The organism is Rhodosalinus sp. 5P4 (assembly GCF_041365695.1).
In the GTDB taxonomy this organism is placed as follows: domain Bacteria; phylum Pseudomonadota; class Alphaproteobacteria; order Rhodobacterales; family Rhodobacteraceae; genus Rhodosalinus.
This window is the reverse complement of sequence record NZ_JBGFSJ010000001.1, coordinates 118,929-141,120: the sequence shown is the minus strand read 5'-3', so window position 1 is coordinate 141,120 and position 22,192 is coordinate 118,929. Positions and strand designations below refer to the sequence as shown.

At 69.7% G+C, this 22,192-nt stretch carries 28 protein-coding genes; 2 read left to right on the top strand and 26 right to left on the bottom strand.

All coding sequences use genetic code 11. The annotated features are described in order from the left end of the window. Position 1 precedes the first annotated feature (1 nt). Genes nuoK through nuoG form a run of 8 tightly spaced genes read right to left on the bottom strand, consistent with a single transcriptional unit; the run spans position 2 to position 5,519 of the window. A complete protein-coding gene (nuoK, locus tag AB6A69_RS00680; RefSeq protein WP_371036648.1) occupies positions 2-307 on the bottom strand; it encodes an NADH-quinone oxidoreductase subunit NuoK in 306 nt (101 codons plus the stop codon). Between the two features lie 49 nt (positions 308-356). Further along, a complete protein-coding gene (locus AB6A69_RS00675; protein ID WP_371036649.1) occupies positions 357-965 on the bottom strand; it encodes an NADH-quinone oxidoreductase subunit J in 609 nt (202 codons plus the stop codon). Beyond that, complete coding sequence (locus AB6A69_RS00670) at positions 962-1,369, bottom strand: carboxymuconolactone decarboxylase family protein (RefSeq protein ID WP_371036650.1); 408 nt, start codon at positions 1,367-1,369, stop codon at positions 962-964. Before AB6A69_RS00670 ends, AB6A69_RS00675 begins: the two co-directional genes overlap by 4 nt. Continuing rightward, complete coding sequence (nuoI, locus tag AB6A69_RS00665; protein WP_371059250.1) at positions 1,366-1,860, bottom strand: NADH-quinone oxidoreductase subunit NuoI; 495 nt, start codon at positions 1,858-1,860, stop codon at positions 1,366-1,368. The genes AB6A69_RS00670 and nuoI overlap by 4 nt, the downstream gene beginning before the upstream one ends. Next, positions 1,857-2,045 carry a hypothetical protein gene (locus tag AB6A69_RS00660; protein ID WP_371036652.1) on the bottom strand — a complete coding sequence of 63 codons (189 nt, stop codon included), beginning with the start codon at positions 2,043-2,045 and terminating at the stop codon, positions 1,857-1,859. The genes nuoI and AB6A69_RS00660 overlap by 4 nt, the downstream gene beginning before the upstream one ends. A gap of 1 nt (position 2,046) precedes the next feature. After that, entirely contained in the window at positions 2,047-3,084 is a 1,038-nt protein-coding gene (gene nuoH, locus AB6A69_RS00655; RefSeq protein WP_371036653.1) for an NADH-quinone oxidoreductase subunit NuoH, read from the bottom strand. A gap of 7 nt (positions 3,085-3,091) precedes the next feature. Further along, on the bottom strand, positions 3,092-3,499 hold the full coding sequence (locus AB6A69_RS00650) for a hypothetical protein (RefSeq protein ID WP_371059249.1): 408 nt from the start codon (positions 3,497-3,499) through the stop codon (positions 3,092-3,094). A gap of 1 nt (position 3,500) precedes the next feature. Continuing rightward, the gene (gene nuoG, locus AB6A69_RS00645) at positions 3,501-5,519 is read right to left on the bottom strand and encodes an NADH-quinone oxidoreductase subunit NuoG (protein ID WP_371059248.1); all 2,019 of its coding nucleotides are present in this window, start codon (positions 5,517-5,519) and stop codon (positions 3,501-3,503) included. A 412-nt stretch (positions 5,520-5,931) separates the two neighbouring features. Here nuoG and AB6A69_RS00640 point away from each other — a divergent pair, with 412 nt between their 5' ends. Both AB6A69_RS00640 and AB6A69_RS00635 read left to right on the top strand, forming a co-directional pair. Beyond that, on the top strand, positions 5,932-7,596 hold the full coding sequence (locus AB6A69_RS00640) for a peptidoglycan-binding domain-containing protein (RefSeq protein WP_371059247.1): 1,665 nt from the start codon (positions 5,932-5,934) through the stop codon (positions 7,594-7,596). A gap of 105 nt (positions 7,597-7,701) precedes the next feature. Beyond that, positions 7,702-8,667 (top strand): putative zinc-binding metallopeptidase, encoded by a 966-nt coding sequence (locus AB6A69_RS00635; protein WP_371059246.1) that lies wholly within the window; start codon positions 7,702-7,704, stop codon positions 8,665-8,667. Positions 8,668-8,959: 292 nt separating this feature from the next. Here the strand turns inward: AB6A69_RS00635 and AB6A69_RS00630 are convergent, their stop codons facing one another. The 18 genes from AB6A69_RS00630 to AB6A69_RS00545 all read right to left on the bottom strand — a co-directional run bounded on the left by AB6A69_RS00630 (position 8,960) and on the right by AB6A69_RS00545 (position 22,186). Continuing rightward, the gene (locus AB6A69_RS00630) at positions 8,960-9,163 is read right to left on the bottom strand and encodes a hypothetical protein (protein ID WP_371059245.1); all 204 of its coding nucleotides are present in this window, start codon (positions 9,161-9,163) and stop codon (positions 8,960-8,962) included. A gap of 326 nt (positions 9,164-9,489) precedes the next feature. After that, positions 9,490-9,900: a DUF5333 domain-containing protein gene (locus tag AB6A69_RS00625; RefSeq protein ID WP_371059244.1), complete on the bottom strand. Its 411-nt coding sequence runs from the start codon at positions 9,898-9,900 to the stop codon at positions 9,490-9,492. Between the two features lie 124 nt (positions 9,901-10,024). Next, positions 10,025-10,366, bottom strand: coding sequence for a hypothetical protein (locus tag AB6A69_RS00620; RefSeq protein ID WP_371036671.1), 342 nt, complete (start codon positions 10,364-10,366; stop codon positions 10,025-10,027). Beyond that, positions 10,363-11,658 carry an NADH-quinone oxidoreductase subunit NuoF gene (nuoF, locus tag AB6A69_RS00615; protein WP_371059243.1) on the bottom strand — a complete coding sequence of 432 codons (1,296 nt, stop codon included), beginning with the start codon at positions 11,656-11,658 and terminating at the stop codon, positions 10,363-10,365. The genes AB6A69_RS00620 and nuoF overlap by 4 nt, the downstream gene beginning before the upstream one ends. Positions 11,659-11,689: 31 nt before the next feature. Further along, complete coding sequence (locus AB6A69_RS00610; RefSeq protein ID WP_371054739.1) at positions 11,690-11,908, bottom strand: DUF5337 family protein; 219 nt, start codon at positions 11,906-11,908, stop codon at positions 11,690-11,692. A 13-nt stretch (positions 11,909-11,921) separates the two neighbouring features. Next, positions 11,922-12,620 carry an NADH:ubiquinone oxidoreductase gene (locus AB6A69_RS00605; protein ID WP_371059242.1) on the bottom strand — a complete coding sequence of 233 codons (699 nt, stop codon included), beginning with the start codon at positions 12,618-12,620 and terminating at the stop codon, positions 11,922-11,924. Between the two features lie 37 nt (positions 12,621-12,657). Continuing rightward, a complete protein-coding gene (locus tag AB6A69_RS00600) occupies positions 12,658-13,848 on the bottom strand; it encodes an NADH-quinone oxidoreductase subunit E (protein ID WP_371059241.1) in 1,191 nt (396 codons plus the stop codon). A gap of 22 nt (positions 13,849-13,870) precedes the next feature. Beyond that, on the bottom strand, positions 13,871-14,185 hold the full coding sequence (locus tag AB6A69_RS00595) for a hypothetical protein (protein WP_371036676.1): 315 nt from the start codon (positions 14,183-14,185) through the stop codon (positions 13,871-13,873). 47 nt (positions 14,186-14,232) lie between these two features. Further along, the gene (locus AB6A69_RS00590; RefSeq protein WP_371036677.1) at positions 14,233-15,441 is read right to left on the bottom strand and encodes an NADH-quinone oxidoreductase subunit D; all 1,209 of its coding nucleotides are present in this window, start codon (positions 15,439-15,441) and stop codon (positions 14,233-14,235) included. A gap of 1 nt (position 15,442) precedes the next feature. After that, positions 15,443-16,297 (bottom strand): sulfotransferase, encoded by an 855-nt coding sequence (locus AB6A69_RS00585; RefSeq protein WP_371059240.1) that lies wholly within the window; start codon positions 16,295-16,297, stop codon positions 15,443-15,445. 10 nt (positions 16,298-16,307) lie between these two features. Further along, positions 16,308-16,505: a hypothetical protein gene (locus AB6A69_RS00580; RefSeq protein ID WP_371059239.1), complete on the bottom strand. Its 198-nt coding sequence runs from the start codon at positions 16,503-16,505 to the stop codon at positions 16,308-16,310. Next, the gene (locus AB6A69_RS00575; protein ID WP_371036681.1) at positions 16,502-17,113 is read right to left on the bottom strand and encodes an NADH-quinone oxidoreductase subunit C; all 612 of its coding nucleotides are present in this window, start codon (positions 17,111-17,113) and stop codon (positions 16,502-16,504) included. Before AB6A69_RS00575 ends, AB6A69_RS00580 begins: the two co-directional genes overlap by 4 nt. Positions 17,114-17,142: 29 nt before the next feature. Further along, positions 17,143-17,676, bottom strand: a complete 534-nt coding sequence (locus tag AB6A69_RS00570) for an NADH-quinone oxidoreductase subunit B family protein (protein ID WP_371059238.1) — start codon at positions 17,674-17,676, stop codon at positions 17,143-17,145. Next, positions 17,667-18,032 (bottom strand): NADH-quinone oxidoreductase subunit A, encoded by a 366-nt coding sequence (locus AB6A69_RS00565; RefSeq protein ID WP_371036683.1) that lies wholly within the window; start codon positions 18,030-18,032, stop codon positions 17,667-17,669. The genes AB6A69_RS00570 and AB6A69_RS00565 overlap by 10 nt, the downstream gene beginning before the upstream one ends. A gap of 174 nt (positions 18,033-18,206) precedes the next feature. After that, entirely contained in the window at positions 18,207-18,998 is a 792-nt protein-coding gene (locus tag AB6A69_RS00560; RefSeq protein WP_371059237.1) for a crotonase/enoyl-CoA hydratase family protein, read from the bottom strand. Between the two features lie 175 nt (positions 18,999-19,173). Next, positions 19,174-20,028, bottom strand: a complete 855-nt coding sequence (locus tag AB6A69_RS00555; protein WP_371059236.1) for a hydroxymethylglutaryl-CoA lyase — start codon at positions 20,026-20,028, stop codon at positions 19,174-19,176. Positions 20,029-20,040: 12 nt separating this feature from the next. Then, positions 20,041-21,981, bottom strand: coding sequence for a biotin carboxylase N-terminal domain-containing protein (locus AB6A69_RS00550; protein ID WP_371059235.1), 1,941 nt, complete (start codon positions 21,979-21,981; stop codon positions 20,041-20,043). A gap of 10 nt (positions 21,982-21,991) precedes the next feature. Next, on the bottom strand, positions 21,992-22,186 hold the full coding sequence (locus AB6A69_RS00545) for a thermonuclease family protein (RefSeq protein WP_371059613.1): 195 nt from the start codon (positions 22,184-22,186) through the stop codon (positions 21,992-21,994). Positions 22,187-22,192: the final 6 nt, after the last annotated feature.

Below are 22,192 nucleotides of genomic sequence, written 5' to 3'. Positions count from 1 at the left end.
CTCAGCCCTTCATCACGTTGATGTCTTCCACCGCGATGGTGCCGCGGTTGCGGAAGAAGCAGACGAGGATGGCGAGGCCGATGGCCGCCTCTGCCGCGGCCACGGTCAGCACGAAGAGCGTGAAGACCTGCCCCACGAGGTCGCCGTGATACCACGAGAACGCGACGAGGTTGATGTTGACCGCGAGCAGCATGATCTCGATCGACATCAACAGGATGATCACGTTCTTCCGGTTGAGGAAGATCCCGAAGATGCCGATCACGAAAAGCGCCGCGGCCACCGTCAGGTAGTGTTCCAGTCCTATCATCGTACCGTCCCGTCCTCGGCGTTCACGCGCCGGGTTGTGTCGTGTCCGTTCAGAGGCCCTGCCCCGGCTTCACGTCCCTCAGCTCCATCGCCTTGGCGGGGTCGCGATACATCTGCGCCAGCACGTCCTGGCGCTTCACGTCCGCGCGGTGGCGCAGCGTCAGCACGATCGCGCCCACCATCGCCACGAGCAGGATGAGCCCGGAGAGCTGGAAGAGCAGGAAATACTCGTCGTAAAGCACCATGCCCAGCGCCTCGGTGTTGTGCCGGTCGGCCGGGATGGGCTGCGCGCGCGCGGCCTCGGCGGTGGCGCTTACGTCCCATGTGCCCAGCGCGAGCCCCAGCTGCATCAGCAGCACCACGCCGATCAGTAGCGCGAGCGGCATGTATCTGGCCATCTCGGCCTTCAAGGCGGCGAAGTCCACGTCGAGCATCATCACCACGAACAGGAAGAGCACCGCCACCGCGCCCACGTAGACGATGATCAGCAGCATCGCCACGAACTCCGCGCCGAGCAGCACGAAAAGGCCCGCCGCGCTCAGGAAGGCGAGGATCAGCCAGAGCACGGAGTGCACCGGGTTGCGCGCGATCACCGTGAAGAGCGCGCCGGTGATCAGGGAAAGCGCGAAGAGATAGAAAGCGAAGGCCGCGGCGGTCATTCTTCCTGCTCCTCACTGTCCTGCCACACATCCTGTGCGAGCTGCATGGCCCGCGTGCTCGCCGGAAGCCCCGCGAAGACCGACATCATGCCGATGGCCTCGACGATCTCCTGCCGAGTGGCACCGGCCTCAAGCAGATGGCGCACGGTCAGCCGCAGATGCGATTCCGCCTGCGCCCCCTGCATGGTCAGACCCGCGAGTGTCAAGAGCAGCCGGGTCCGGGCATCGAGACCGCCCTTGTTGAAGGCGTTGCCGAACAGCACCTCCATCCAGTCGCGCGGCATCGTGGGCCACATCGCCTCGACCCCCTTCGGCGAAAAGGTCTCGAGCGCGGGGTTCATGGTCTTCGCCATGTCCTGCATGGCCGACACCATCTCCTCAAAGGGGTTGCGCGTGTCGTTCATCGATAGGGCGCGTCCAGTTCGAGGTTGCGCGCGATCTCGGCCTCCCAGCGGTCGCCGTTCTCCAGAAGCTTCGCCTTGTCGTATAAAAGTTCCTCGCGCGTCTCGGTGGCGAACTCGAAGTTCGGGCCCTCGACGATGGCGTCCACCGGACACGCCTCCTGGCAGAAGCCGCAATAGATGCACTTCGTCATGTCGATGTCGTAGCGCGTGGTGCGCCGCGAGCCGTCGGCGCGCGGCTCCGCGTCGATGGTGATGGCCTGCGCGGGGCAGATCGCCTCGCAGAGCTTGCAGGCGATGCAGCGTTCCTCGCCGTTGGGATAGCGGCGCAGCGCGTGTTCGCCGCGGAACCGAGGGGAAAGCGGCCCCTTCTCGTGCGGGTAGTTCACCGTGGCCTTGGGCGCGAAGAAATACTTCAGTCCGAGCTTGAGGCCATGGAAGAAATCCTGAAGCAGGAAATACTTCGCGGCGCGGCCGTAATCGATGTTCGTCATCCGGAACCTCCTTCGATTCCCTCGGCGGCCCAGCGGAAGATCGCCGCAGCGATCGCCTGTTCGCGCGGGCCGGCCAGTTGGTTGTCCCCCTCCGGCGCCGTCCGGGCGGCCTCTCCCGCCGCGGCGGCAAGATCCATCATGTCGATGTAGCGGGCGTTCAGGATCGCCGTCTTGAGTTCCTGCATGTCAGCCTCCCACGGTCCAACGGGCATAGGCGCCCCAGAACCAGTCGAATTTCGCGGCGAAGGACACGAACACCACCCAGAACAGGCTCATGGGAAGGAACACCTTCCAGCCCAGCCGCATGAGCTGGTCGTACCGGTAGCGGGGCGTCACCGCCTTCACCATGGCGAAGAGGAAGAAGAAGACCGCCATCTTGCCCACCATCCAGAGCGCCCCGTCGGGCAGCCCCGGGATCGGCGACAGCCAGCCGCCGAAGAAGAGCAGGCTCATCAGCGCGCACATCAGGAAGATGGCGATGTATTCGCCGGCCATGAAAAGCAGGAAGGGCGTGGACGAGTATTCCACCTGGTAGCCCGCGACGAGCTCGGATTCCGCCTCCGGCAGGTCGAAGGGCGGTCGGTTCGTCTCCGCCAGCGCCGAGATGAAGAACAGGAACACGATCGGCAGATGCGGCAGCCAGTACCACGAGAAGAAGCCGTAGGCGCCATCCTGGCTGGCAACGATCTGGCTGAAGTTGAGCGAGCCCGACGAAATCACCACCCCGATGATTATGAGGCCGATCGACACCTCGTAGGAGATCATCTGCGCGGCCGACCGCAAGCTGCCGAGGAAGGGATACTTGGAGTTCGAGGCCCAGCCGCCCATGATGACGCCGTAGACCTCGAGCGAGGACATGGCGAAGACGTAAAGGATCGCCACGTTGATGTCCGCGAGCACCCAGCCCTCATTGAAGGGGATCACCGCCCAGGCGATCACTGCGAGCACGAAGCTCGTCATCGGCGCCAGGATGAAGACCGGGCGGTCCGCGCCCGCGGGCACCACCACCTCCTTGAGGACGTATTTCGCCGCGTCGGCCACCGTCTGGAGCAGGCCGAAGGCGCCCACGACGTTCGGACCCTTCCGCATCTGCACGGCCGCCCAGACCTTGCGGTCCGCGTAGACCAGGAAGAGCAGCGAGATCATCACGAAGGCCAGCACCGACAGGCACTGGGCGACGATGATGAGGCCCGTGCCGAGAGGGGTGGAAAAGAAAGCTTCCATCAGGTCCTCATACCATCGGTATCCCACGTTCGGCGCAGGCGGCGGCCTCGACCTCGGCGTCGATGGTGCGAAGGCCCTCGGGCCGGCGCGCCGAGATGGTGTAAACCGCATCTGCGCGCCAGAGGCCACCCTCTTTGGCGACATTTGTCCGCAGATGGCGCAGGAACTTCCGCGCCCGCGACAGCGTATCGAGCGCCGCCGCGCAGCGGGCGTAGCCTTCGATCTCCTCGAGGCTGGCCGCGCCGCCCATCGCGACGTCGACGCGCAGCAGGTCGAGGTCGAGAAGCCGCGTCTCGACCCCGCGATAGTCCGGTGCCGCCCGCCCGACCGCCTCGGCGGCCGCGGCGTGCGGCCGCTCCGGTGCGCACCCCGCCAGCGTGACGGCGGCGGACGCTATGGCGGCGATGCCGCGCATGTCACTCTGCCGCGAGGCGGTCGGTCGCGCGATCGCTCGCGCGGCGCGAAAGCTCGGCCATGAGTTCGCTCGCCCGCGCGACCGGGTTCGTGAGCCAGAAATCCCCGACCGCGAGGCCGAAATCGCCCTCGCCCAGCGCGGCGGGCGCCAGCGGCTCCCACGCGTTCTCGGGCACCTCGTCGATCCGCGCGAGATGGGGCGCCGCCGCCACCAGCTTCTGGCGCAGCTGCGCGAGGCTGTCATAGGGCAGCGTCGCCCCCGCACTTTCCGACGCGGCACGCAGGATCGCCCAGTTTTCCTTGGCCTCTCCGGGCGGGAAGGACGCGCGCAGCGCAAGCTGCGGACGGCCCTCGGTATTGACGAAAAGCCCCTGCTCCTCGGTCCAGGCCGCGGCGGGCAGGATCACGTCGGCACGATGCGCGCCGCGATCGCCATGGCTTCCCTGGTAGATCACGAAAGCTCCTTCGGGGATCTCGACCTCGTCCGCGCCGAGGTTCCAGATCACGTCGCCCGCGAGCGCCGCGTCGATCCCGCCCTCGCAGGTCGCGCCGGCATCCATCGCGCCCGCGCGCCCCGCTGCCGTGTGCAGCACCAGAAGGCCCGACCCGGTCTTTTCGGCAAGCTGCATGGCCGTGGCCAGCACCGCCTCGCCGTCATCCTCGCGCAGCGCGGCCTGGCCCACGATCACGACGCTCTCGTGCTCGGAAAACTCCGCGGGGGGCGCCTCCGCGAGCTGTGCAAGCGCCGCGCGCCCGGTCCCGGCATGGGTGTAGCCGTAGGTCAGATCCACCGGCCGGCCCACGAGCGTGACCTCGGCGCCCTGCACCCAGGCCTTGCGGATGCGCGCGTTCAGCACCGGCGCCTCCTGCGCGGGATCGCTGCCCACGATCACGACGCGCCGGGTATGTTCGAGATCCTCCACCGCGGCGGTGCCCACATAACCCGAGCGGTTGCCTGCGGGCAGCTTCGTACCGTCGGTCCGGCACTCGACAACGCCGCCATGGCTCTCCACGAGCTGCTTGAGCGCGAAGGCGGCCTCGACCGGGGCAAGGTCCCCCACGAGACCTGCAAGCCGCTTCGCCCCTTTCACCGCCTCGGCGGCGGCCGCGAGCGCCTCGCCCCAGCCCGCGGGCCGCAGCTTGCCGTTCTCGCGGATGTAAGGCCGGTCGAGGCGCTGGCGGCGCAGCCCGTCCCAGACGAATCGCGTCTTGTCCGAGATCCACTCCTCGTTCACGCCGTCATGGTTGCGCGGCAGGAAACGCATCACCTCCCGCCCCTTTGTGTCCACCCGGATGTTGGAGCAGAGCGCGTCCATCACGTCGATCGACTCGGTCTTGGTCAGCTCCCAGGGCCGCGCGGTGAAGGCGTAGGGCTTCGAGACCAGCGCGCCGACCGGGCAGAGGTCGATGATGTTGCCCTGCATGTTCGATTCGAGCGTCTGGCCCAGGTAGGAAGTGATCTCGGCGTCCTCGCCGCGGCCCGTCTGGCCAAGCTCGGGCATCCCCGCCACCTCGGTGATGAAGCGCACGCAGCGCGTGCAGGAGATGCAGCGCGTCATGTGCGTCTCGACCAGCGGCCCGAGGTCGAGATCCTCGACCGCCCGCTTGGGCTCGCGGTAGCGGGAGAAGTCCACCCCGTAAGCCATTGCCTGGTCCTGAAGATCGCATTCGCCGCCCTGGTCGCAGATCGGGCAGTCGAGCGGATGGTTGATGAGCAGGAACTCCATCACCCCCTCGCGCGCCTTCTTGACCATGGGCGAATTGGTCTTGACCTGCGGCGCCTCGCCCTCGGGACCGGGGCGCAGGTCCTTGACCTGCATCGCGCAGGATGCGGCGGGTTTCGGCGGGCCGCCCACCACCTCGACGAGGCACATGCGGCAATTGCCCGCGATCGAGAGCCGCTCGTGGTAGCAGAAACGCGGGATCTCGATGCCGGCTTCCTCGCAGGCCTGGATCAGGGTCATGGCCGGGTCGACCTCGATCTCCCGACCGTCGATGACGATCTTGCGCAGTTCGCTCATGCTCTCACTTCTTTCTCAGACGCGCCTCGAGACCCTTCGGGGCCTTTGCTTTCAAGGAGCATCCGCGTCGGGCTGCGCAAACAAGGCAACAAGATGGACGCAGCTCTTGGGACCGGCTCCTGCTGTGCGAGAAGCTAGAGCAGGGACCCCGGTTCCGCAAGGCGAGGAGGGACCGCCGCGGGGAAAACGGCGGCGGGAACAGGACGAGACGGGAGGTTTCTGGCGCGACCACATCCCGGGCATCCCGCGAGGCCTGCCGCGCCCATGGTCGCGCGCCATTAAGGGCGCTTTCCGGGACCCGCGCGCGCCCGGAGCGGCGGGGCTGCGGGCTAGCGCCGATGGCGGGCGTTATTGTATGATAACCGCGTATGCCCCTAGGGTCGATGCCATCGCCCGACATGCGGAGGATTCGATGAAGACCCCGGCCCGCCTTGCCCTGACCCTCTGTGCCGCGCTCGCGGTCCTGCCCACCCTTTCGGCCGCCGACCGCGCGCTCGTGATCGGCGCGATGCCGGAAGAGCGGCAAGGCCTTTTCGGAACGTCGAGCGGGCCCGACGTCGCGGCCGCGCTGCGCGCCGCGGGGTTCGAGACTGTCGCGGTCCCCGGGGACGACCTGTCCGAAGCGCGGTCCGCGCTGTCGGATCTGCTAGCCGTCGCGGACGGGGAAGAGCGGATCGTGATCTACCTGTCCGGCGCCTTCCTGCGGGACGACGGGCGCAGCTGGATGACCGAGGCGGGGGCCGAGGGGCCACTCGACCTCGTCACCGTCGAGGGCGCGGCGCTGTCGGTCGAGACGGTCCTCGCCGTGGCCGGCCGGGCGCCTGGCGGGGCGGTCGTGGCCCTGGCGCTGGCCGGAAACGGCCCGGACCCCGGCGCCGGCCTGCGGCGCGGTGCGACGCCGGGCGCGGTGCCGCAAGGCGTGACGGTTCTTCAGGGACCCTCGGCGTCGGTCGCGCGCTTCGTCTCGGAGGATCTGCTGGTGCCGGGACAGCGGCTGGCGACGGCCCTTGCCGCGGCGCGGGATGTCTCCGCGACCGGATTCGTGACCGATCGCGTGCCCTTCCTCCCCGAGGGCCAGGAGCGCGCCGCGATACCCGCACCCGATCGCGACGCCACCGAGCGCGCGCGCTGGGACGCGGCGCGCGAGCGCGACGACGCGGCCGCCTACCGCGATTATCTCGACCGCCATCCGGACGGCCGGTTCGCCGACGCGGCGCGCGCGGCCATCGCGGAGATCGAGGCGGAGCCCGATCGCGCCGCCCGGTTGGCCGAGGACGCCCTGAACCTCACGCGCGACGAGCGCCGGCAGATCCAGCGTCATCTCACCCTGCTGGACCATGAGCCGCGCGGGATCGACGGGATCTTCGGCCCCGGCACCCGCGGCGCGATCACCCGGTTCCAGCGCGACGCCGGCCTGCCCGAGACCGGCTACCTGAGCGCGCGGCAGATAGAGATGCTCGACCGCCAGGCGGAGCGGCGGCAGGCCGAACTCGAGGCCGAGGCCGAACGCCGCCGCCTCGAGCAGGAGCGCCGCGATCGCGCGGCGTGGGAGGCGACCGGCTCGGGCGCCGACGAGGCGGGCCTGCGGACGTATCTGCAACGCTTCCCAGACGGGCTCTTCGCGGATATCGCGACCGAACGCCTGGCGGACATCGAGGCGGCCAAGCGCGACCGGGCCGCCGAGCGCGACCGCCTGGCCTGGGAGGAGGCCAGAGCCGCCGGCACGGTGGCCGCGTATCAGGCGTATCTGCGCGCCTTTCCGGACGGCGCCTTCGCGGCCGAGGCGCAGGCCCGCATTGCCGCGCTGCAGGACGACGGCAGCGCGCGCCAGCAGCAGGCGCGAGAGGCCGAGGAGGCGCTGGGCCTCAACATCCTGACACGCACCCTGGTCGAACGGCGACTGGACCAGCTGGGGCTGGAGCCCGGGCCGGCCGACGGCGTTTTCGACGAAGCGACGCGTCGCGCGATCCGCCGTTTCCAGCGCGCCCGCGACCTGGCCGTCACCGGTTACCTGGACGAGGCGACGGTGTCGCGGATGCTTTCGGATGTCGGCGGGCTCTTGGAACGCCTGCGCTGACAAGGCACTGTGCCGCAGGCGGCCGCACAAGCGCCGCACGATCGCCGCCCCCTGCGGGGGCAAGCGGCATCGCCCGACCCGGGACCTCCAAGGAGCAACTTCCACATGCGCGTTTTTTCCAACCCTGTCGGACAAGGCTTGCTCTGGTTCGACAATCTCGCCACGGCGGACGGAACCCCCGTCGCATATGATCCGCAGGCGCGCGCGTTCCTTGCTGCGCCGCCCTTCTGCGCGAACCGCGAGATCATCGGGTGCAACTGGATCGCGCCGGAGCAGGGCGCCTTCTGTCGCGCCTGCGCGATGACGGTGCTGGCCCCCGACACGTCGATCCCCGACGCGATCCCTAACTGGGCCCAGACCGAGGCGGCGAAGCGTTGGGTGCTCGACAATCTCGGCCGCTGGCACTGGTTCCGCCCCGAGGATGTGGGAACGCGCCCGGCCTTTCACATGCTGGCCGAAGGCCCGACCCCGGTCGCGATGGGCCATGTCGACGGCGTCGTGACGATCAGCGTGGCCGAGGCGGACGAGGTCCTGCGCACCAGCCGCCGCGAGGCGCTGGAGGAGCCGTATCGCACGATGATCGGCCACATGCGCCACGAGATCGCGCACATGCTCTGGTGGCGTCTCAGCCTGCGCGCCGATTTCCTCGAGGCATTCCGCGCCGTCTTCGGCGACGAACGGGAGGATTACCAGGCGGCGTTGCAGCGTCATTACGGCAACGGACCGCCGCAGGACTGGCGGGAGCGCTTCATAACGACCTACGCCTCCGCGCATCCCCACGAGGACTGGGCCGAAACCGCCGCGCATCTGCTGCACCTGACCGACATCACCGACAGCGTCGCCGCCGCGGGATTCTCGTCGCCGGACCTGCCGGCCCGCGGCTGGGATCCCTACTCGGAGCCGGATGCCGACCGCCTCATCCGCGTCGCGGCCGCCCTCGTCGCCGGCATCAACCACGTCAACCGTTCTATGGGGCTCGCGGATGTCTATCCCTTCGTGCTTTCGTCGGCCGCCTGGCGCAAGCTCGTCTTCGTCCACGAGTGGCTGCGCAGAGGGGCGCTCGGACTGTAAGAGACCGGGCGGGAGGGCACGCAGGCCCGCATCGCCCTCCCCGCTCTGCGCCGTCTTCAGGGGAGATGCCCCCCGTGATTGCGGGAACGGCGGGCGGCACCCGTGGCGACGGCCGATGCCGGGACGGTCGGGCGCCTCTCCTGCCAGACCCGCGTTGCACCTCCGGGATGCGCGTCGTCCCCGGGGCCGGACTGCATGCCCCGATCGTCCCGAGGGCCGCGGCCTGCGGCTGGGCGATGGCGAAGACGGATTCCGAGGCGCGATCCCGACGCGCCCCGTGGCTGGCCCGGGCTCAGGGCCTGCGGACGGAATTGGCGCCGGCGATGATGCGGTCGATGAGCGCCGCCAACGCCCTGTGCGTTTCCGCGTCCGGGCCGGAGGCATTCCCTTGGGTCGCCGCGGCATCGCGGAGCACCGTCATGATCTCGTCCTCGGGAAGCCGGTCGCGATCGTTCATCGTCAGCAGAAGCGCCTCGCAGATCGGAAGGGCCGCCATCCCGGCATGATCTGTCGTGTCGGGCACACATGCGCAGCGTGCACGCCGGGAGCGGTCCACGTCTCCAGGGCTTTTGGGAGGAAGGTCGCCTCCGCCCCTCGGGCGGCGTTCGACGGAACGAGACCGCGCGATGGCCTCTCGGCGGATCGCCCGGGGGCTTCAGCTCCCGGGTGTCGCGTGGATTCGCGCGAAACCGGTCCCGCCCATTGCGCCACGACGGTCGCGAACCGCGACATCTCTACGATCCGCAAACATGAGCTTCCGCCGCGACACCCTTGATCTGGAGGGATTTTACCCCCCTCGCATCCGCCTGAGAACCACCGCCCTCACTTCTCTCTCAGCAGCGCGCCGATGGCGCTGCCCCGGGCGATTTCCCGCCGGCCGAGATCGCAGATATCGGCCAGGCTTTCCGGGTCGGCCCCCTGCTGGCGGACATAGCGCTCGCCGAGGGCGCGGATGCGCGCCTTTTCGTCCTTGCTGTTCACGTAGGCGTCGATCTCGGACTTCGTATAGCCGAGGTCACGGGCGCGGTTTTCCAGCCGGTTCAGCGTGGCGAGCGCCCGAAGCATCCGCGCGTCGATGGTGTCGCAGCGGGTGCGGATCTCGTCGGCGATGGCCACGGCCAGGAGGGCGCCATCGATCTCCTTCACCTCCCGCAACGGCGGGCGCGCGTCGGAGGCGGTGGCGGTGCCGGCCAGGAGCAGGGCGGCGAGGGCGGCGGCAATCGGTCTTCGCATGGTCGAACTCTCCCCGGGTTCGCGGGATGCATCGTGGTCCCGCGCGTCGCCCAAGAGACGACACATGATCGCCTGTCATGCAATAACACGGGGTCCGCCGCGCCTCTCTGGCGACCATACCGTCCTACCAGCCCAGGCACTCTCCCTGAAGAAGGAGCGCGCCATTCTCGATCCGCAGCGCGGACGCCTCGGCATCGGGCGAGAGCGTCCAGCGCACCGCCGAGGATCCGTAATTGCGGATGCAGTAGACGGTCGCCTCGTAGCGGCCGGCCTCGCGGGCGCCGGCAAGTCCCTGCCCGGCATTGCGCACCGAGATCGTGAACTTCTCCCGCTCGCCACCGATGGTCGAGACGCTGGCGGGATAGATGTTGCCGTCGAACGCCACGCGGCTCTGGCCCTGGCCGCACGCGGCCAGCGTCGCTGCCGCGGCCAGCGCCGCGATGATCGCGCGCCGCCGCCCTCTCATTCCGCGGCCACCGCGCTCGCGCGGCCCGTCTGCTGCGCCTTGATGCGGTCCTCGATCTCGTCGCGGAAATGCCGGATGAGGCCCTGGATCGGCCAGGCCGCCGCGTCGCCCAGCGCGCAGATCGTGTGGCCCTCCACCTGCTTGGTCACGTCGAGCAGCATGTCGATCTCCTCGACTTCCGCCTCGCCGTTCACCAGACGCTCCATCACGCGCATCATCCAGCCCGCGCCCTCGCGGCAGGGCGTGCACTGGCCGCAGCTTTCGTGCTTGTAGAATTTCGACAGCCGCCAGATCGCCTTGATGATGTCGGTGGACTGGTCCATCACGATCACCGCCGCCGTGCCGAGGCCCGACCGGTTCTCGCGCAGCCAGTCGAAATCCATGATCCCCTTGCGCATGACCGAGGCGGGCAGCATCGGCACGGACGAGCCGCCGGGGATCACCGCCTTCAGGTTGTCCCAGCCGCCGCGGATGCCGCCGCAATGCCGCTCGATCAGTTCCTCGAAGGAGATCGACATCTCCTCTTCGACCACGCAAGGGTGGTTCACATGCCCCGAGATCGCGAAGATCTTGGTGCCCGTGTTGTTCGCACGCCCGAAGCCCGCGAACCAGTCCGCGCCGCGGCGCAGGATGGTGGGCACCACCGCGATGGATTCGACGTTGTTGACCGTCGTGGGGCACCCGTAGAGGCCCGCGCCCGCCGGGAAGGGCGGCTTCATGCGCGGCATGCCCTTCTTCCCCTCCAGGCTTTCCAAAAGCGCCGTCTCCTCGCCACAGATGTAGGCGCCCGCGCCGTGATGCAGGTAGAGGTCGAAATCCCAGCCCGAGCCGGCGGCGTTGGGGCCCAGCAGCCCCGCCTGGTAGCATTCGTCGATCGCGGCCTGCAGCGCCTCGCGCTCGCGAATGTATTCGCCTCGGATGTAGATGTAGCAGGCATGCGCCCCCATCGCGAAGGACGCGATCAGGCAGCCCTCGATCAGCGTGTGCGGATCGTGGCGCATGATCTCCCGGTCCTTGCAGGTGCCGGGCTCGGACTCGTCGGCATTGACCACGAGGTAGGCCGGGCGACCATCGGATTCCTTGGGCATGAAGGACCATTTCAGGCCCGTGGGGAAGCCTGCGCCGCCCCGGCCCCGCAGGCCCGATTTCTTCATCTCCTCCACGATCGCGTCGCGGCCGCGGGCGATGATCGCGCCGGTGCCGTCCCAGTGGCCGCGCGCCTTCGCCCCGGCGAGCGAGCGGTCATGCATGCCGTAGAGGTTGGTGAAGATACGATCTTCGTCCTTCAGCATCGAACAGTCCTTCCCAGCTCCGGGCGCGTCCTCATCGGTCGCGGGCGCGCCACAGTCTTGCCGCCACCACGAGCGCCCAGAGAAAGGCGCCCATGGAGGCGAAATAGATCAGCATCTCGTAGCGCACAGGCAAACCTGCAAGCGCCACGAGCCAGGGCGCGAGGATCGCGGCGAGACCGGCGCCGGCGATCACGAGCGCGGCGATCCGCCCCTGCCGTGCGATCCGTCGCTGCCGGTCCTCCGAGCTCATCGCGCCCCCGTGGTCAATCGCTCTTTGCGGCGGCCAGGTCCTTCGCCTGCGCCACCCAGTCGTCACGGGTCACCCGGCCCTTGAAGCCTTCGAGGTTCTCGTCGACCCAGGCGATCTCGTCCTCGGACCATGCCGCGATCTGGTAGAAATGGTAAAAGCCGAGGCCGTTCAGCAGCGTCTCGAGCTTCGGGCCGACGCCCTTGATCTTCTTCAGATCGTCCGCCTGGCCGCCACGGGGGGCCGACAGTGTCGCCGGCTTCGTCCCGCCCCCGGCCCCGGCGGCCTCCTTCGCCGCGGCAGCGCCGGTCTTGCCGGCGCTATCTTCCGGACCGGCCGATTTCGGCGCGGCGGTGCTGGCGGCGGCCTTCGCGGCGGGCGGCGTTGCGGAGGCCGGGGCGGACGACGCCGGCGGCACGTGGCGCGGCGCCGGCGCTTCGGTCTCGGCCATGTCCAGCGCCTCCAGCTTTTCCCGGCGAAGCGGCTCCATCCCGGTCAGCTCGCCAAGCGTGGTGTCCTCCAGCGGATTGCCGAGTATGCCGCAGACCTTGCGTTGAAGCACGACGCCCATGCCGGCCCCGAACGCGCCGCCCAGAACGAGCGCGACCAGGAACCACATCCTGTCGTTCAGCGCCACCACCATGCCAAGCCCGGCCACGGCGGCGAGGCCCCAGCAGAACTTGAGGCAGGTATCGTCCTTGCTGCTGGTCGTCATTCCCATTCCCCCTCAGATGTCGGTTTGCAAGGCACCGTCAATAGACATCACCCTTACTAACACGCTCCGAGAAATCCGTCTCTCCCCCTTCGGAAAGAACCCGTGCCTGCTCCACCCAGTTGTCGCGCGTGACGCGGCCCTTGAAGCCCTCGAGGTTCTGGTCGACCCAGGCGATCTCCTTTGCCGTCCAGCCAGCGATCTGGTCGAAATGGTAAAAGCCCAGACCGTGGAGAAGCTTTTCCAGCTTCTTGCCGATCCCCTTGATCTTCTTCAGGTCGTCCGGCCCGCCTTCGCGCGGGGCCTCCAGGCCCTCGGGTCGCGTGCCCAGATCGGCGGCATCGGGTTCGGGCCGCGGCGCGTCGGGGTCGAGCCTGGCCTCGGGGGCCGGCGCGCCGCTCTCGGGCTTGCCCCGGCCCTTCACCGGGGCCTCGCGCCGGTCGATCCCGGTGTCGTCGGCGGGCAGTTCCTCGGCGAGGACCGGCGAGTGCGGGTCGGGCTCGGGCGCGGTGTCGTTGCCGGACCGGTCGCGCCACGGGGTCACGAGAGGCACCTCGCTGCCGTCGATCCGCTTCACGGTGTCGCCCAGCTCCTCGGCGAGCGCGACGGAGGCGTTGCGCGGCAGGCGGTCCTCGCCATGGGCGTGCAGGCTCGTCAGCCCGCCCGCGGGTTCGGACGCGTAGCGCCCCCGCTGCGGCCCCGGCAAGGGCACCTCGCCCGCCGCCAGCGCATCGAGGATCTCGCCCAGCCGCCCGGCGGTCAGGTCCTCGTAATAATCCTTGCCGATCTGCGCCATCGGGGCGTTCGAACACGCGCCGAGGCACTCGACCTCCTCCCACGAGAACTTGCCGTCAGGGCTCAGCTCGTGCGGTTCCCGGGCGATCTTCTCGCGGCAGACGCCGATCAGGTCCTCGGCGCCGCAGATCATGCAGGAGGTCGTGCCACAGACCTGCACATGCGCGACCGAGCCCACCGGCGCGAGCTGGAACATGAAGTAGAAGGTCGCGACCTCGAGGGCGCGGATATGCGCCAGGCCCAGCAGGTCGGCGACGTATTCGATGGCCGGCCGCGACAGCCAGCCCTCCTGCTCCTGCGCGCGCCACAGAAGCGGGATGATGGCGCTGGCCTGCCGGCCCTCGGGATATTTCGTCATTTGCGCCCGCGCCCATTCCAGATTGGCGGGGGTGAAGGCGAAACTCTCCGGTTGTTCGTGGTGAAGACGGCGAAGCATGGACGCTCCCTCGGTTGATCGCTCAGGCGGCGGGGGCGCAGGGCCCGGAGACGAGCCGCACGCCGCCCTCGGACGTGCGCACCGCCTGGTCGCTGGCAAGGCGGTATTGCGAGATGTCGAGAACCTGCTGGCGGGTGAGGCCGGCCTGAAGCTCGACCGGCGCGTAATCGGATTCGTAACGCAGCTCACAGCCGATGCTGGCCACGGCGAGATCGTAATCCGCAAGCTGCGCGTCGCTCACGTTCTCCGGCGGCATCGCGCAACCCGCGAGCGCAGCGGCCGCGGCGACCGCGAGCACGGCGGCGCGGGGCAGGCCCAATTCTGTCGTCGTCGTCATTCTTCCCCGTCCCCTTCTTTGCTCCGAGGTCGCCCCCGGGCGCCGTCTTAGCGGTCGATCTCTCCGAACACCACATCGAGCGTGCCGATGATCGCCGCCACATCGGCCAGCTGATGGCCGCGCGAGATGTGATCCATCGCCTGCAGGTGCAGGAAGCCCGGCGCGCGCAGCTTCGCGCGGTAGGGCCGGTTGGTCCCGTCAGCCACCAGGTAGACCCCGAATTCGCCCTTGGGCGCCTCGACCGCGGCGTAGACCTCGCCCTCGGGGACGTGGAATCCCTCGGTGTAGAGCTTGAAGTGATGGATCAGCGCCTCCATCGAGGTCTTCATGTCGCCGCGCGAGGGCGGCGCGATCTTGCCGCGCGCGATCACCTCGCCCGGTTCCGCGCGCAGCTTCACGATCGCCTGTCGGATGATCTTCACGCTCTCGCGCATCTCGGCCATCCGCACGAGGTAGCGGTCGTAGCAGTCCCCGTTCTTGCCCACGGGCACCTGGAAGTCGAACTCGTCGTAACACTCGTAGGGCTGCGCGCGGCGCAGGTCCCAGGCAAGGCCGGAGCCGCGCACCATCGGCCCCGAGAAGCCCCAGTCGAGGATCTCCTGCTCGCTGACCACGCCGATATCGACATTGCGCTGCTTGAAGATCCGGTTCTCCGTCAGAAGCCCGTCGATGTCGTCGAGCACGGCCGGAAAGGTCTCGGACCATGCCTCGATGTCGTCGAGGAGCGCGGGCGGCAGATCCTGGTGCACGCCGCCCGGGCGGAAATAGGCGGCGTGAAGCCGCGCGCCGCAGGCGCGCTCGTAGAAGACCATCAGCTTCTCGCGCTCCTCGAACCCCCAGAGCGGCGGGGTGAGCGCGCCCACGTCCATCGCCTGCGTCGTCACGTTCAGCAGGTGGTTCAGCACCCGTCCGATCTCGGAGTAGAGCACCCGGATCAGGCTCGCCCGGCGCGGCACCTCCACGCCGGTGAGCTTCTCGATGGCGAGGCACCAGGCATGTTCCTGGTTCATCGGCGAGACATAGTCGAGCCGGTCGAAATAGGGCAGGTTCTGCAGATAGGTCCGGCTTTCCATCAGCTTTTCGGTGCCGCGGTGCAGCAGCCCGATATGCGGATCGCACCGCTCCACGATCTCGCCGTCGAGCTCCAGCACGAGACGCAGCACGCCATGCGCCGCCGGGTGCTGGGGCCCGAAATTGATGTTGAAGTTGCGGATCCGTTGCTCGCCGGTGAGCACGTCGTCGAACTGGCCGTCCATTCTATGACCTCTCGAGATTGGCTTCCCAACTGGCGGGAAGGCGGCCCATGCGGGCCGCAACGGTATCGTATTGCGGGGCGAGGCGCGCGAGCGCGCGGGCGCGCAGGTCGGGGTCGAGCGTCGCGGGCACGCCCTCGTGCACGGGGGTCGCGGCCGCGGGGCGCGGGGTCAGGCCGAGGAAACGGCACAGCGCGTCGGGCACGGGCGCGGTGACGACCTCCTCGAAGAAGCCGAGAAAGAGCCGCGCGGGTTCCAGCGCGGCATCGAGGCGCGACAGGACGCCGGCATAGTCGCCCCGCGCCGCCACGTCGCGATGCCCGCCGTCGAGCCACTCCGCCATGAGCCGGTTGGCGCGCGGGGCGAGCGCCGCGCCCTCGGCATCGCGCCGAGCGACCATGCGCAGGTTGGACCAGAGCCGCGCCAGCGGGTCGCGCATCAGGTAGACGAAGCGCGTGCCCGGGCTGAGCGCCTGCATGCGCCGAAGCCAGTCGGCGGGCAGCAACGCGTAGGCGGGCGTGATGTCGCCCACCAGCTTAGCCTCACCGCGCCCGCGCATCAGGTAATCGAGATAGGCGGCGTCGGTCGCGGCATGGGTCACCTCGGCCAGCTCCTGCAGGTCGCTCACGCGGCGGAGCGCGCGGGTCTGCCCGCCATCCGCCCGCCGCGCCTCGGCCGAGATCGCCGCGTCGAGCTTGCGCAGCCGGCGCGGCCGCCGGCCCGCCTGCAGCGTGTCGAAGAAGTGAAGTTCCTTCACGCTTTTCATCCTGCACTCCGGGTGCCCCCGCAGGTAGCGGTAAAGCCAGCCGCTGCCAGCCTTCGTGGCGCCGAGGCCGAACAGAAGCAGGGGCTGGGCCATGCGGCGCGCCTTACCCGCGCCTGGCGGACACGTCGTCCCTGAAGGCCATGACCCACAGCAGCACCACCGCCCCGAGCGGCACGAGCGCCGCCAGCGCAAGCCAGCCGGGCATCCCGAACCGCGGCAGCAGCTTCCAGAAGGGTACGACGACGAGCACCGCGACCAAGAGCAGTCCGATCAGGCCGCCGCCGTTCATCGGCCCCATCATTTCGCGGCCTCCTCACCCTTCTCGTCGCCGGGCAGGATGTAATCCGCGCCTTCCCAGGGGCTCATGAAATCGAACTGCCGGTATTCCTGCACCAGCTTCACGGGCTCGTAGACCACGCGCTTCTGCACCTCGTCATAGCGCACCTCGGTATAGCCCGTGGTCGGGAAATCCTTGCGCAGCGGATGACCGCGGAAGCCGTAATCGGTGAGGATGCGGCGCAGGTCCGGATGGCCGGAGAAGAGGATGCCAAACATGTCGAACACCTCGCGCTCGAACCAGCCGGCCGAGGGGTGCACGTCGGTGATCGAGGGCACCATGTCGTCCTCGCTCACCGGGACCCGCAAGCGGATGCGGTGATTCTGGTACATCGACAGCAGGTGGTAGACGAGGTCGAAGCGCTTGGGCCGCTCCGGCCTATCGACCGCGGTGATGTCCACGAGGGTGGAAAAGCCGCAGGCCGCGTCGGATTTCAGGAACTCCACCAGCCCCGCGATGCGCGCCGGCGTGACCGACACGGTCAGCTCGCCGCGGGTCACTTGCCAGGACAGCACGCAGTCGGGTCGCTTCGCCTCGACATGGGCGCCGAGTTCTTTGAGAGCGTCGGTCATGCTTACCTTTCCGTTAGGGGCCGGCCGCGTCAGCGCGTGATGGTGCCGGTGCGGCGGATCTTCCGCTGAAGCTGGAGGATGCCGTAGAGCAGCGCCTCGGCCGTGGGCGGGCAGCCGGGCACGTAGATGTCCACCGGCACGATCCGGTCGCAGCCGCGCACCACCGAATAGCTGTAGTGGTAATACCCCCCGCCATTGGCGCAGGATCCCATCGAGACCACGTAGCGCGGCTCGGGCATCTGGTCGTAGACCTTCCTTAGCGCCGGCGCCATCTTGTTCGTGAGCGTGCCCGCGACGATCATCACGTCGGACTGGCGCGGGCTCGCGCGCGGCGCGACGCCGAACCGTTCGGCGTCGTAGCGCGGCATCGAGGTGTGCATCATCTCGACCGCGCAGCAGGCCAGCCCGAAGGTCATCCAGTGCAGCGAGCCGGTGCGCGCCCAGTTGATGAGGTCCTCCGACGTCGTGACGAGGAAGCCCTTGTCCTGCAATTCGCGGTTCAGAAGCTGCGTGCCGTGCTCGGGATCCGGGCCGGCCGTGTTCGCGCCCGTGGTCACTGCCATTCCATGGCCCCCTTCTTCCATTCATAGGCGAAGCCTGCGGTCAGCACCGCGAGGAACGCCATCATCGACCAGAACGCCGTCATCGAGATGTCCTGGAAGGCCACCGCCCACGGGAACAGGAAGGCGATCTCGAGGTCGAAGATGATGAACAGGATCGACACCAGGTAGAAGCGCACGTCGAATTTCATCCGCGCGTCGTCGAAGGCGTTGAAGCCGCATTCATAGGCCGACACCTTCTCGGGGTCGGGATTTCGCACCGCGATCACCGTGGCCGCGAGGATCAGCACCAGCCCGAGCCCGATCGCGATGGCCAGGAAAACGAGGATGGGGAGGTATTCCCTGAGCGTCTCTTCCACGGAGCTCTCCTTGTCATGCCCGCCCGCAGGCGGCGGCAGCGCGCCGCGCCCGTCAGGCAACGATCTACTCTCCACCCCCGGGGCGGTCAACCGACGCCGATGCCGCGGCACCCGATCCGGCCGCGGCGACACATGCTGCATACCGCCGCATGCGGCCGGTGCAAAGCCTGGCGGCTACCCCTCTGCCCAGCCGGGCGCGCGCCGCTCGAAGAAGGCGGCGATGCCCTCGGCCGCCTCGGCGCTTTCCCAGCGATCGGCGAGTGCTGCGACGGTTTGCGCGATATCCGCCTCCTCCATCGGGCGCGAGAGCGCGCGCAAGAGCGCCTTGGCCTCCGCCACCGCCCCCGGCGCGCAGGCGAGATAGGGCGCGACCTCGGCCTCGACGGCGGCATCGAGGTCGTCGACCGGCACGGCGCGGGCCAGAAGACCGAGCGCCACGGCCTCTTCCGCGCCGAACCGCCGCGCCGACATGAAGACGCGCCGCGCCCGCGCCGCGCCCATGCGCGCCACGACGTAGGGCCCGATGGTGGCCGGGATGAGCCCCAGCCGGGTCTCGGTGAACCCCATGCGGATCCCTTCCGCGCCCACCGCGACGTCGCAGACCGAGGCGAGGCCCACGCCACCGCCGAAGGCGTTGCCGTGGATGCGCCCGACGAGCGGCCTGGGCAGCCGGTCGAGCGCCATCAGCATCCGCGCGAGCGCGCCCGCCTCCGCCATCCGCGTCTCGCGGCCGGCCTCCATCTGTGCGCGCATCCAGCCGAGATCACCGCCGGCGCAGAAGCTCTCGCCCTCGGCGGCGAGGACCACCACGCGGACCTCCTCGTCGGCGCCCAGCCGCCCCGCGGCCGCGGAGAGCTCGGCGATCATCTGCGCCGACATGGCGTTGTGCTTCTGCGCCCGCGCGAGCGTCAGCGTCGCCACGCCGCGCCCGTCGCGGCCGATCCGGATCGTCTCGAAGTCCTGCATGTCATCCGCTCCCGACTGCCTCCGCCTCACCGGGGCAAGGCTTTTCGAAAAGCCTTGCCAGCACCTGCCGCGGGATGTCCCGGCACGACATGGCCCCCGGGCCGCGTGCCGGACGGCCGCGCTTTCGAGCCCGGCCGCGCAGCGGGTCGCGCAAGGCTTTTCGAAAAGCCTTGCCTCACGCCCCGCGCATCGCGCGCGCCATCGCCGCGGCCTCGCCCAGCACGTCCATGTCGAGCCCGGTCGCGTAACCTAGCTCGGCAAGCCGCGCGGCCACCCGCTCGGTCGCCACGTTGCCCGCCGCGCCCGGCGCATAGGGGCAGCCGCCGAGACCGCCGACCGCCGCGTCGAAAACCCGCAACCCCATGTCGAGCGCCACCTCGATGTTTCGAAGCGCGCGGCCAGCCGTGTCGTGGAAATGCCCGGCCAGCCGCGCGGCCGGAACGGCCGCCACCACCGCCTCGAACATTGCGCCGACGCGCTCCGGCGTGCCCTGCCCCACCGTGTCGCCGAGGCTGATCTCGTAGCAGCCCATCGCGTCGAGCGCGCCCGCGACCTCCGCCACCTTCGCCGGCGGGACCGGCCCGTCATAGGGGCAGTCCGTCACGCAGGAGACGTATCCCCGCACCGGCAGGCCCGCGGCCCGCGCGGCCTCGACCACGGGCCGGAACCGCTCTAGACTCCCAGCGACCGACGCGTTGATGTTGGCCTTCGAGAAGCCTTCCGAGGCCGCCCCGAACACCGCGATCTCGTCGGCCTGGGCCGCGATGGCCCGTTCGAGCCCGCGCATGTTGGGGGTGAGCGCGGCATAGGAGACGCCGGGCGCGCGGCGGATGCCCGCGAGCACCTCCGCCGCATCCGCCATTTGCGGCACCCATTTCGGCGAGACGAAGCTCGCCACCTCGATGCGCCGGAACCCCGCGCGGCTCAGCAGATCGACGAGCGCGATCTTGTCGGCCGTCGGGATCGGCGCCGTCTCGTTCTGAAGCCCGTCGCGCGGGCCCACCTCGAAGATCTCCACCCGTTCCGCCATGGCCTGCGCTCCTCAGCCTTCCTCCGCCTCGAGCCGCACCAGCGCCGCGCCCGCCTCGACCTGGGCGCCCTCGGCCGCCAGCACCTCGGCCACCACCCCGTCGCGCGGCGCGGCGAGGGCGTGTTCCATCTTCATCGCCTCGAGCACGGCCAGCCGCTCGCCCGCACGCACCGTCTGGCCGGGCGTGGCGATCATCGCGCGCAAGAGGCCCGGCATCGGCGCCTCGATTACGTCCGCCCCGTGTCCGGCCGCCCAGGCCTGCGCCAGCGGATCGACGATCTCGAACTCCGCCCCGGAGGCCCCGAAAACCGTGACCGTGCCGGCGGCGACATGGGTTCCGGCCGCCGGCCGGCCGCCGATCCGCCAGGCGCCGTCGCGGCGCTCGCAGGACAGTTCCGTCCCGGCGATCTCCACGACGCGCCGATCGGGGCCAAGGCACGTTATCCCGGCCTCGATATCCGTCTCGCCAAGGCGGAGCGCGACGCGCCACCGCAGCGGCGCCCACAGCGCGAAGCCCGTCGCGGGGCCCGCCGGCGCGAGAAGCCCGGCCGCGGCGAGCGCCGCCTCGGCCCGGGTTTCGGGCGACGGCGCGGGCGCCGTGGCGAGCGCGTCGAGATCGCGCGCGATCAGCCCCGTGTCCACGTCGCCCTTGCCGAACCCGTCATGGCGTGCGAGCGCGCGCAGGAAGGCGAGGTTCGTCACCGTGCCCGCCACCTCCGTCTCATCGAGCGCGCGCCGGAGCTTCGAGAGCGCGATGTCCCGCGTGGGTCCGTGGACCACGAGCTTCGCGATCATTGGGTCGTAATGCGGGGTGATCTCGTCGCCCGCGCGCACCCCGGTGTCCGCGCGCACGGCCGCGGGAAAACCCAGATGCGACAGCCGGCCCGTCGCGGGCAGGAACCCCTTCGGCACATCCTCGGCATAGAGCCGCGCCTCGAAGGCGTGGCCCGAAAGCGCGAACTCCTCCTGGCGCGCGGGCAGAGGCTCGCCCGCCGCCACGCGGAACTGCCACTCCACCAGATCGACGCCCGTGACCGCCTCGGTGACGGGGTGCTCCACCTGCAGCCGCGTGTTCATCTCCATGAACCAGAACCCGTCGGGCCGGAGTCCCTCGGAGGCGTCCACGATGAACTCCACCGTGCCCGCGCCGCGATAGCCGATGGCTTCCGCCGCGCGCACGGCCGCGCGCCCCATCGCCGCCCGCATCTCGGCGGTCATTCCGGGCGCGGGGGCCTCCTCGATCACCTTCTGGTGACGGCGCTGGAGCGAACAGTCCCGTTCGAAGAGATGCACCGCCCGCGCCCCGTCCCCGAAGACCTGGACCTCGATATGGCGCGGCTTGGCGACGAATTTCTCCACCAGAACGGCCGGGTTGCCGAAGGCGCCTCGGGCCTCCGCCCGCGCCGAGGCGAGCGCCGCCGGGAAGTCCTCCGCCCGCTCGACGAGGCGCATGCCCTTGCCGCCGCCGCCCGCCACCGCCTTGATGAGCACCGGGTAGCCGATCGCGTCCGCGGCCCCCGAGAGATGCTCGTCGTCCTGGTTCTCGCCGTGATAGCCCGGAACCACCGGCACTCCGGCGCGCTCCATCACCGCCTTGGCCGCGTCCTTGAGGCCCATGGCCCGGATCGCCTCGGCCGAGGGGCCGACGAAGACGAGCCCCGCCGCCTCCACCGCGGCCACGAAGTCGGGGTTCTCCGACAGGAACCCGTAGCCCGGATGGATGGCCTGCACGCCCGTGGCGCGCGCGGCCTCGATGATCGCGTCGCCCCGGAGATAGCTCTCGCCCGGCGCCGGCGGCCCGATCCGCACCGCTTCATCGGCCATCTCGACGTGACGCGCGCCCGCGTCGGCATCGGAGTAGATCGCCACGCTGCGCAGCCCCATCGCCTGCGCCGTCTCGATGACGCGGCAGGCGATCTCCCCGCGGTTGGCGATCAGAACGCTGTCGAACATGTCCGCTTCCTCAGTCGCACCAGCTCGCGCGCCGGCCCCCATCGTACCACCGCGCGAGCCCCGCCTCGACCATGCGGCGCGCCACGCCTTCGCCATCGACCAGCAGCAGCGTGAGGGCGCGGCCGTATCGGTCTGTGCCCTCCGTCCGCGCCTCGATGTGCCCTCCCGTCCAGAGAATCCAGCGCAGGTAGTATGTCGCGGCCACCGCCAA

Bases quoted from the DNA above. Each gene is read 5' to 3' on its own strand.
- nuoK (WP_371036648.1), bottom strand. From the start codon at position 307: ATGATAGGACTGGAACACTACCTGACGGTGGCCGCGGCGCTTTTCGTG.
- AB6A69_RS00675 (WP_371036649.1), bottom strand. From the start codon at position 965: ATGACCGCCGCGGCCTTCGCTTTCTATCTCTTCGCGCTTTCCCTGATC.
- AB6A69_RS00670 (WP_371036650.1), bottom strand. From the start codon at position 1,369: ATGAACGACACGCGCAACCCCTTTGAGGAGATGGTGTCGGCCATGCAG.
- nuoI (WP_371059250.1), bottom strand. From the start codon at position 1,860: ATGACGAACATCGATTACGGCCGCGCCGCGAAGTATTTCCTGCTTCAG.
- AB6A69_RS00660 (WP_371036652.1), bottom strand. From the start codon at position 2,045: ATGCAGGAACTCAAGACGGCGATCCTGAACGCCCGCTACATCGACATG.
- nuoH (WP_371036653.1), bottom strand. From the start codon at position 3,084: ATGGAAGCTTTCTTTTCCACCCCTCTCGGCACGGGCCTCATCATCGTC.
- AB6A69_RS00650 (WP_371059249.1), bottom strand. From the start codon at position 3,499: ATGCGCGGCATCGCCGCCATAGCGTCCGCCGCCGTCACGCTGGCGGGG.
- nuoG (WP_371059248.1), bottom strand. From the start codon at position 5,519: ATGAGCGAACTGCGCAAGATCGTCATCGACGGTCGGGAGATCGAGGTC.
- AB6A69_RS00640 (WP_371059247.1), top strand. From the start codon at position 5,932: ATGAAGACCCCGGCCCGCCTTGCCCTGACCCTCTGTGCCGCGCTCGCG.
- AB6A69_RS00635 (WP_371059246.1), top strand. From the start codon at position 7,702: ATGCGCGTTTTTTCCAACCCTGTCGGACAAGGCTTGCTCTGGTTCGAC.
- AB6A69_RS00630 (WP_371059245.1), bottom strand. From the start codon at position 9,163: ATGGCGGCCCTTCCGATCTGCGAGGCGCTTCTGCTGACGATGAACGAT.
- AB6A69_RS00625 (WP_371059244.1), bottom strand. From the start codon at position 9,900: ATGCGAAGACCGATTGCCGCCGCCCTCGCCGCCCTGCTCCTGGCCGGC.
- AB6A69_RS00620 (WP_371036671.1), bottom strand. From the start codon at position 10,366: ATGAGAGGGCGGCGGCGCGCGATCATCGCGGCGCTGGCCGCGGCAGCG.
- nuoF (WP_371059243.1), bottom strand. From the start codon at position 11,658: ATGCTGAAGGACGAAGATCGTATCTTCACCAACCTCTACGGCATGCAT.
- AB6A69_RS00610 (WP_371054739.1), bottom strand. From the start codon at position 11,908: ATGAGCTCGGAGGACCGGCAGCGACGGATCGCACGGCAGGGGCGGATC.
- AB6A69_RS00605 (WP_371059242.1), bottom strand. From the start codon at position 12,620: ATGACGACCAGCAGCAAGGACGATACCTGCCTCAAGTTCTGCTGGGGC.
- AB6A69_RS00600 (WP_371059241.1), bottom strand. From the start codon at position 13,848: ATGCTTCGCCGTCTTCACCACGAACAACCGGAGAGTTTCGCCTTCACC.
- AB6A69_RS00595 (WP_371036676.1), bottom strand. From the start codon at position 14,185: ATGACGACGACGACAGAATTGGGCCTGCCCCGCGCCGCCGTGCTCGCG.
- AB6A69_RS00590 (WP_371036677.1), bottom strand. From the start codon at position 15,441: ATGGACGGCCAGTTCGACGACGTGCTCACCGGCGAGCAACGGATCCGC.
- AB6A69_RS00585 (WP_371059240.1), bottom strand. From the start codon at position 16,297: ATGGCCCAGCCCCTGCTTCTGTTCGGCCTCGGCGCCACGAAGGCTGGC.
- AB6A69_RS00580 (WP_371059239.1), bottom strand. From the start codon at position 16,505: ATGATGGGGCCGATGAACGGCGGCGGCCTGATCGGACTGCTCTTGGTC.
- AB6A69_RS00575 (WP_371036681.1), bottom strand. From the start codon at position 17,113: ATGACCGACGCTCTCAAAGAACTCGGCGCCCATGTCGAGGCGAAGCGA.
- AB6A69_RS00570 (WP_371059238.1), bottom strand. From the start codon at position 17,676: ATGGCAGTGACCACGGGCGCGAACACGGCCGGCCCGGATCCCGAGCAC.
- AB6A69_RS00560 (WP_371059237.1), bottom strand. From the start codon at position 18,998: ATGCAGGACTTCGAGACGATCCGGATCGGCCGCGACGGGCGCGGCGTG.
- AB6A69_RS00555 (WP_371059236.1), bottom strand. From the start codon at position 20,028: ATGGCGGAACGGGTGGAGATCTTCGAGGTGGGCCCGCGCGACGGGCTT.
- AB6A69_RS00550 (WP_371059235.1), bottom strand. From the start codon at position 21,981: ATGTTCGACAGCGTTCTGATCGCCAACCGCGGGGAGATCGCCTGCCGC.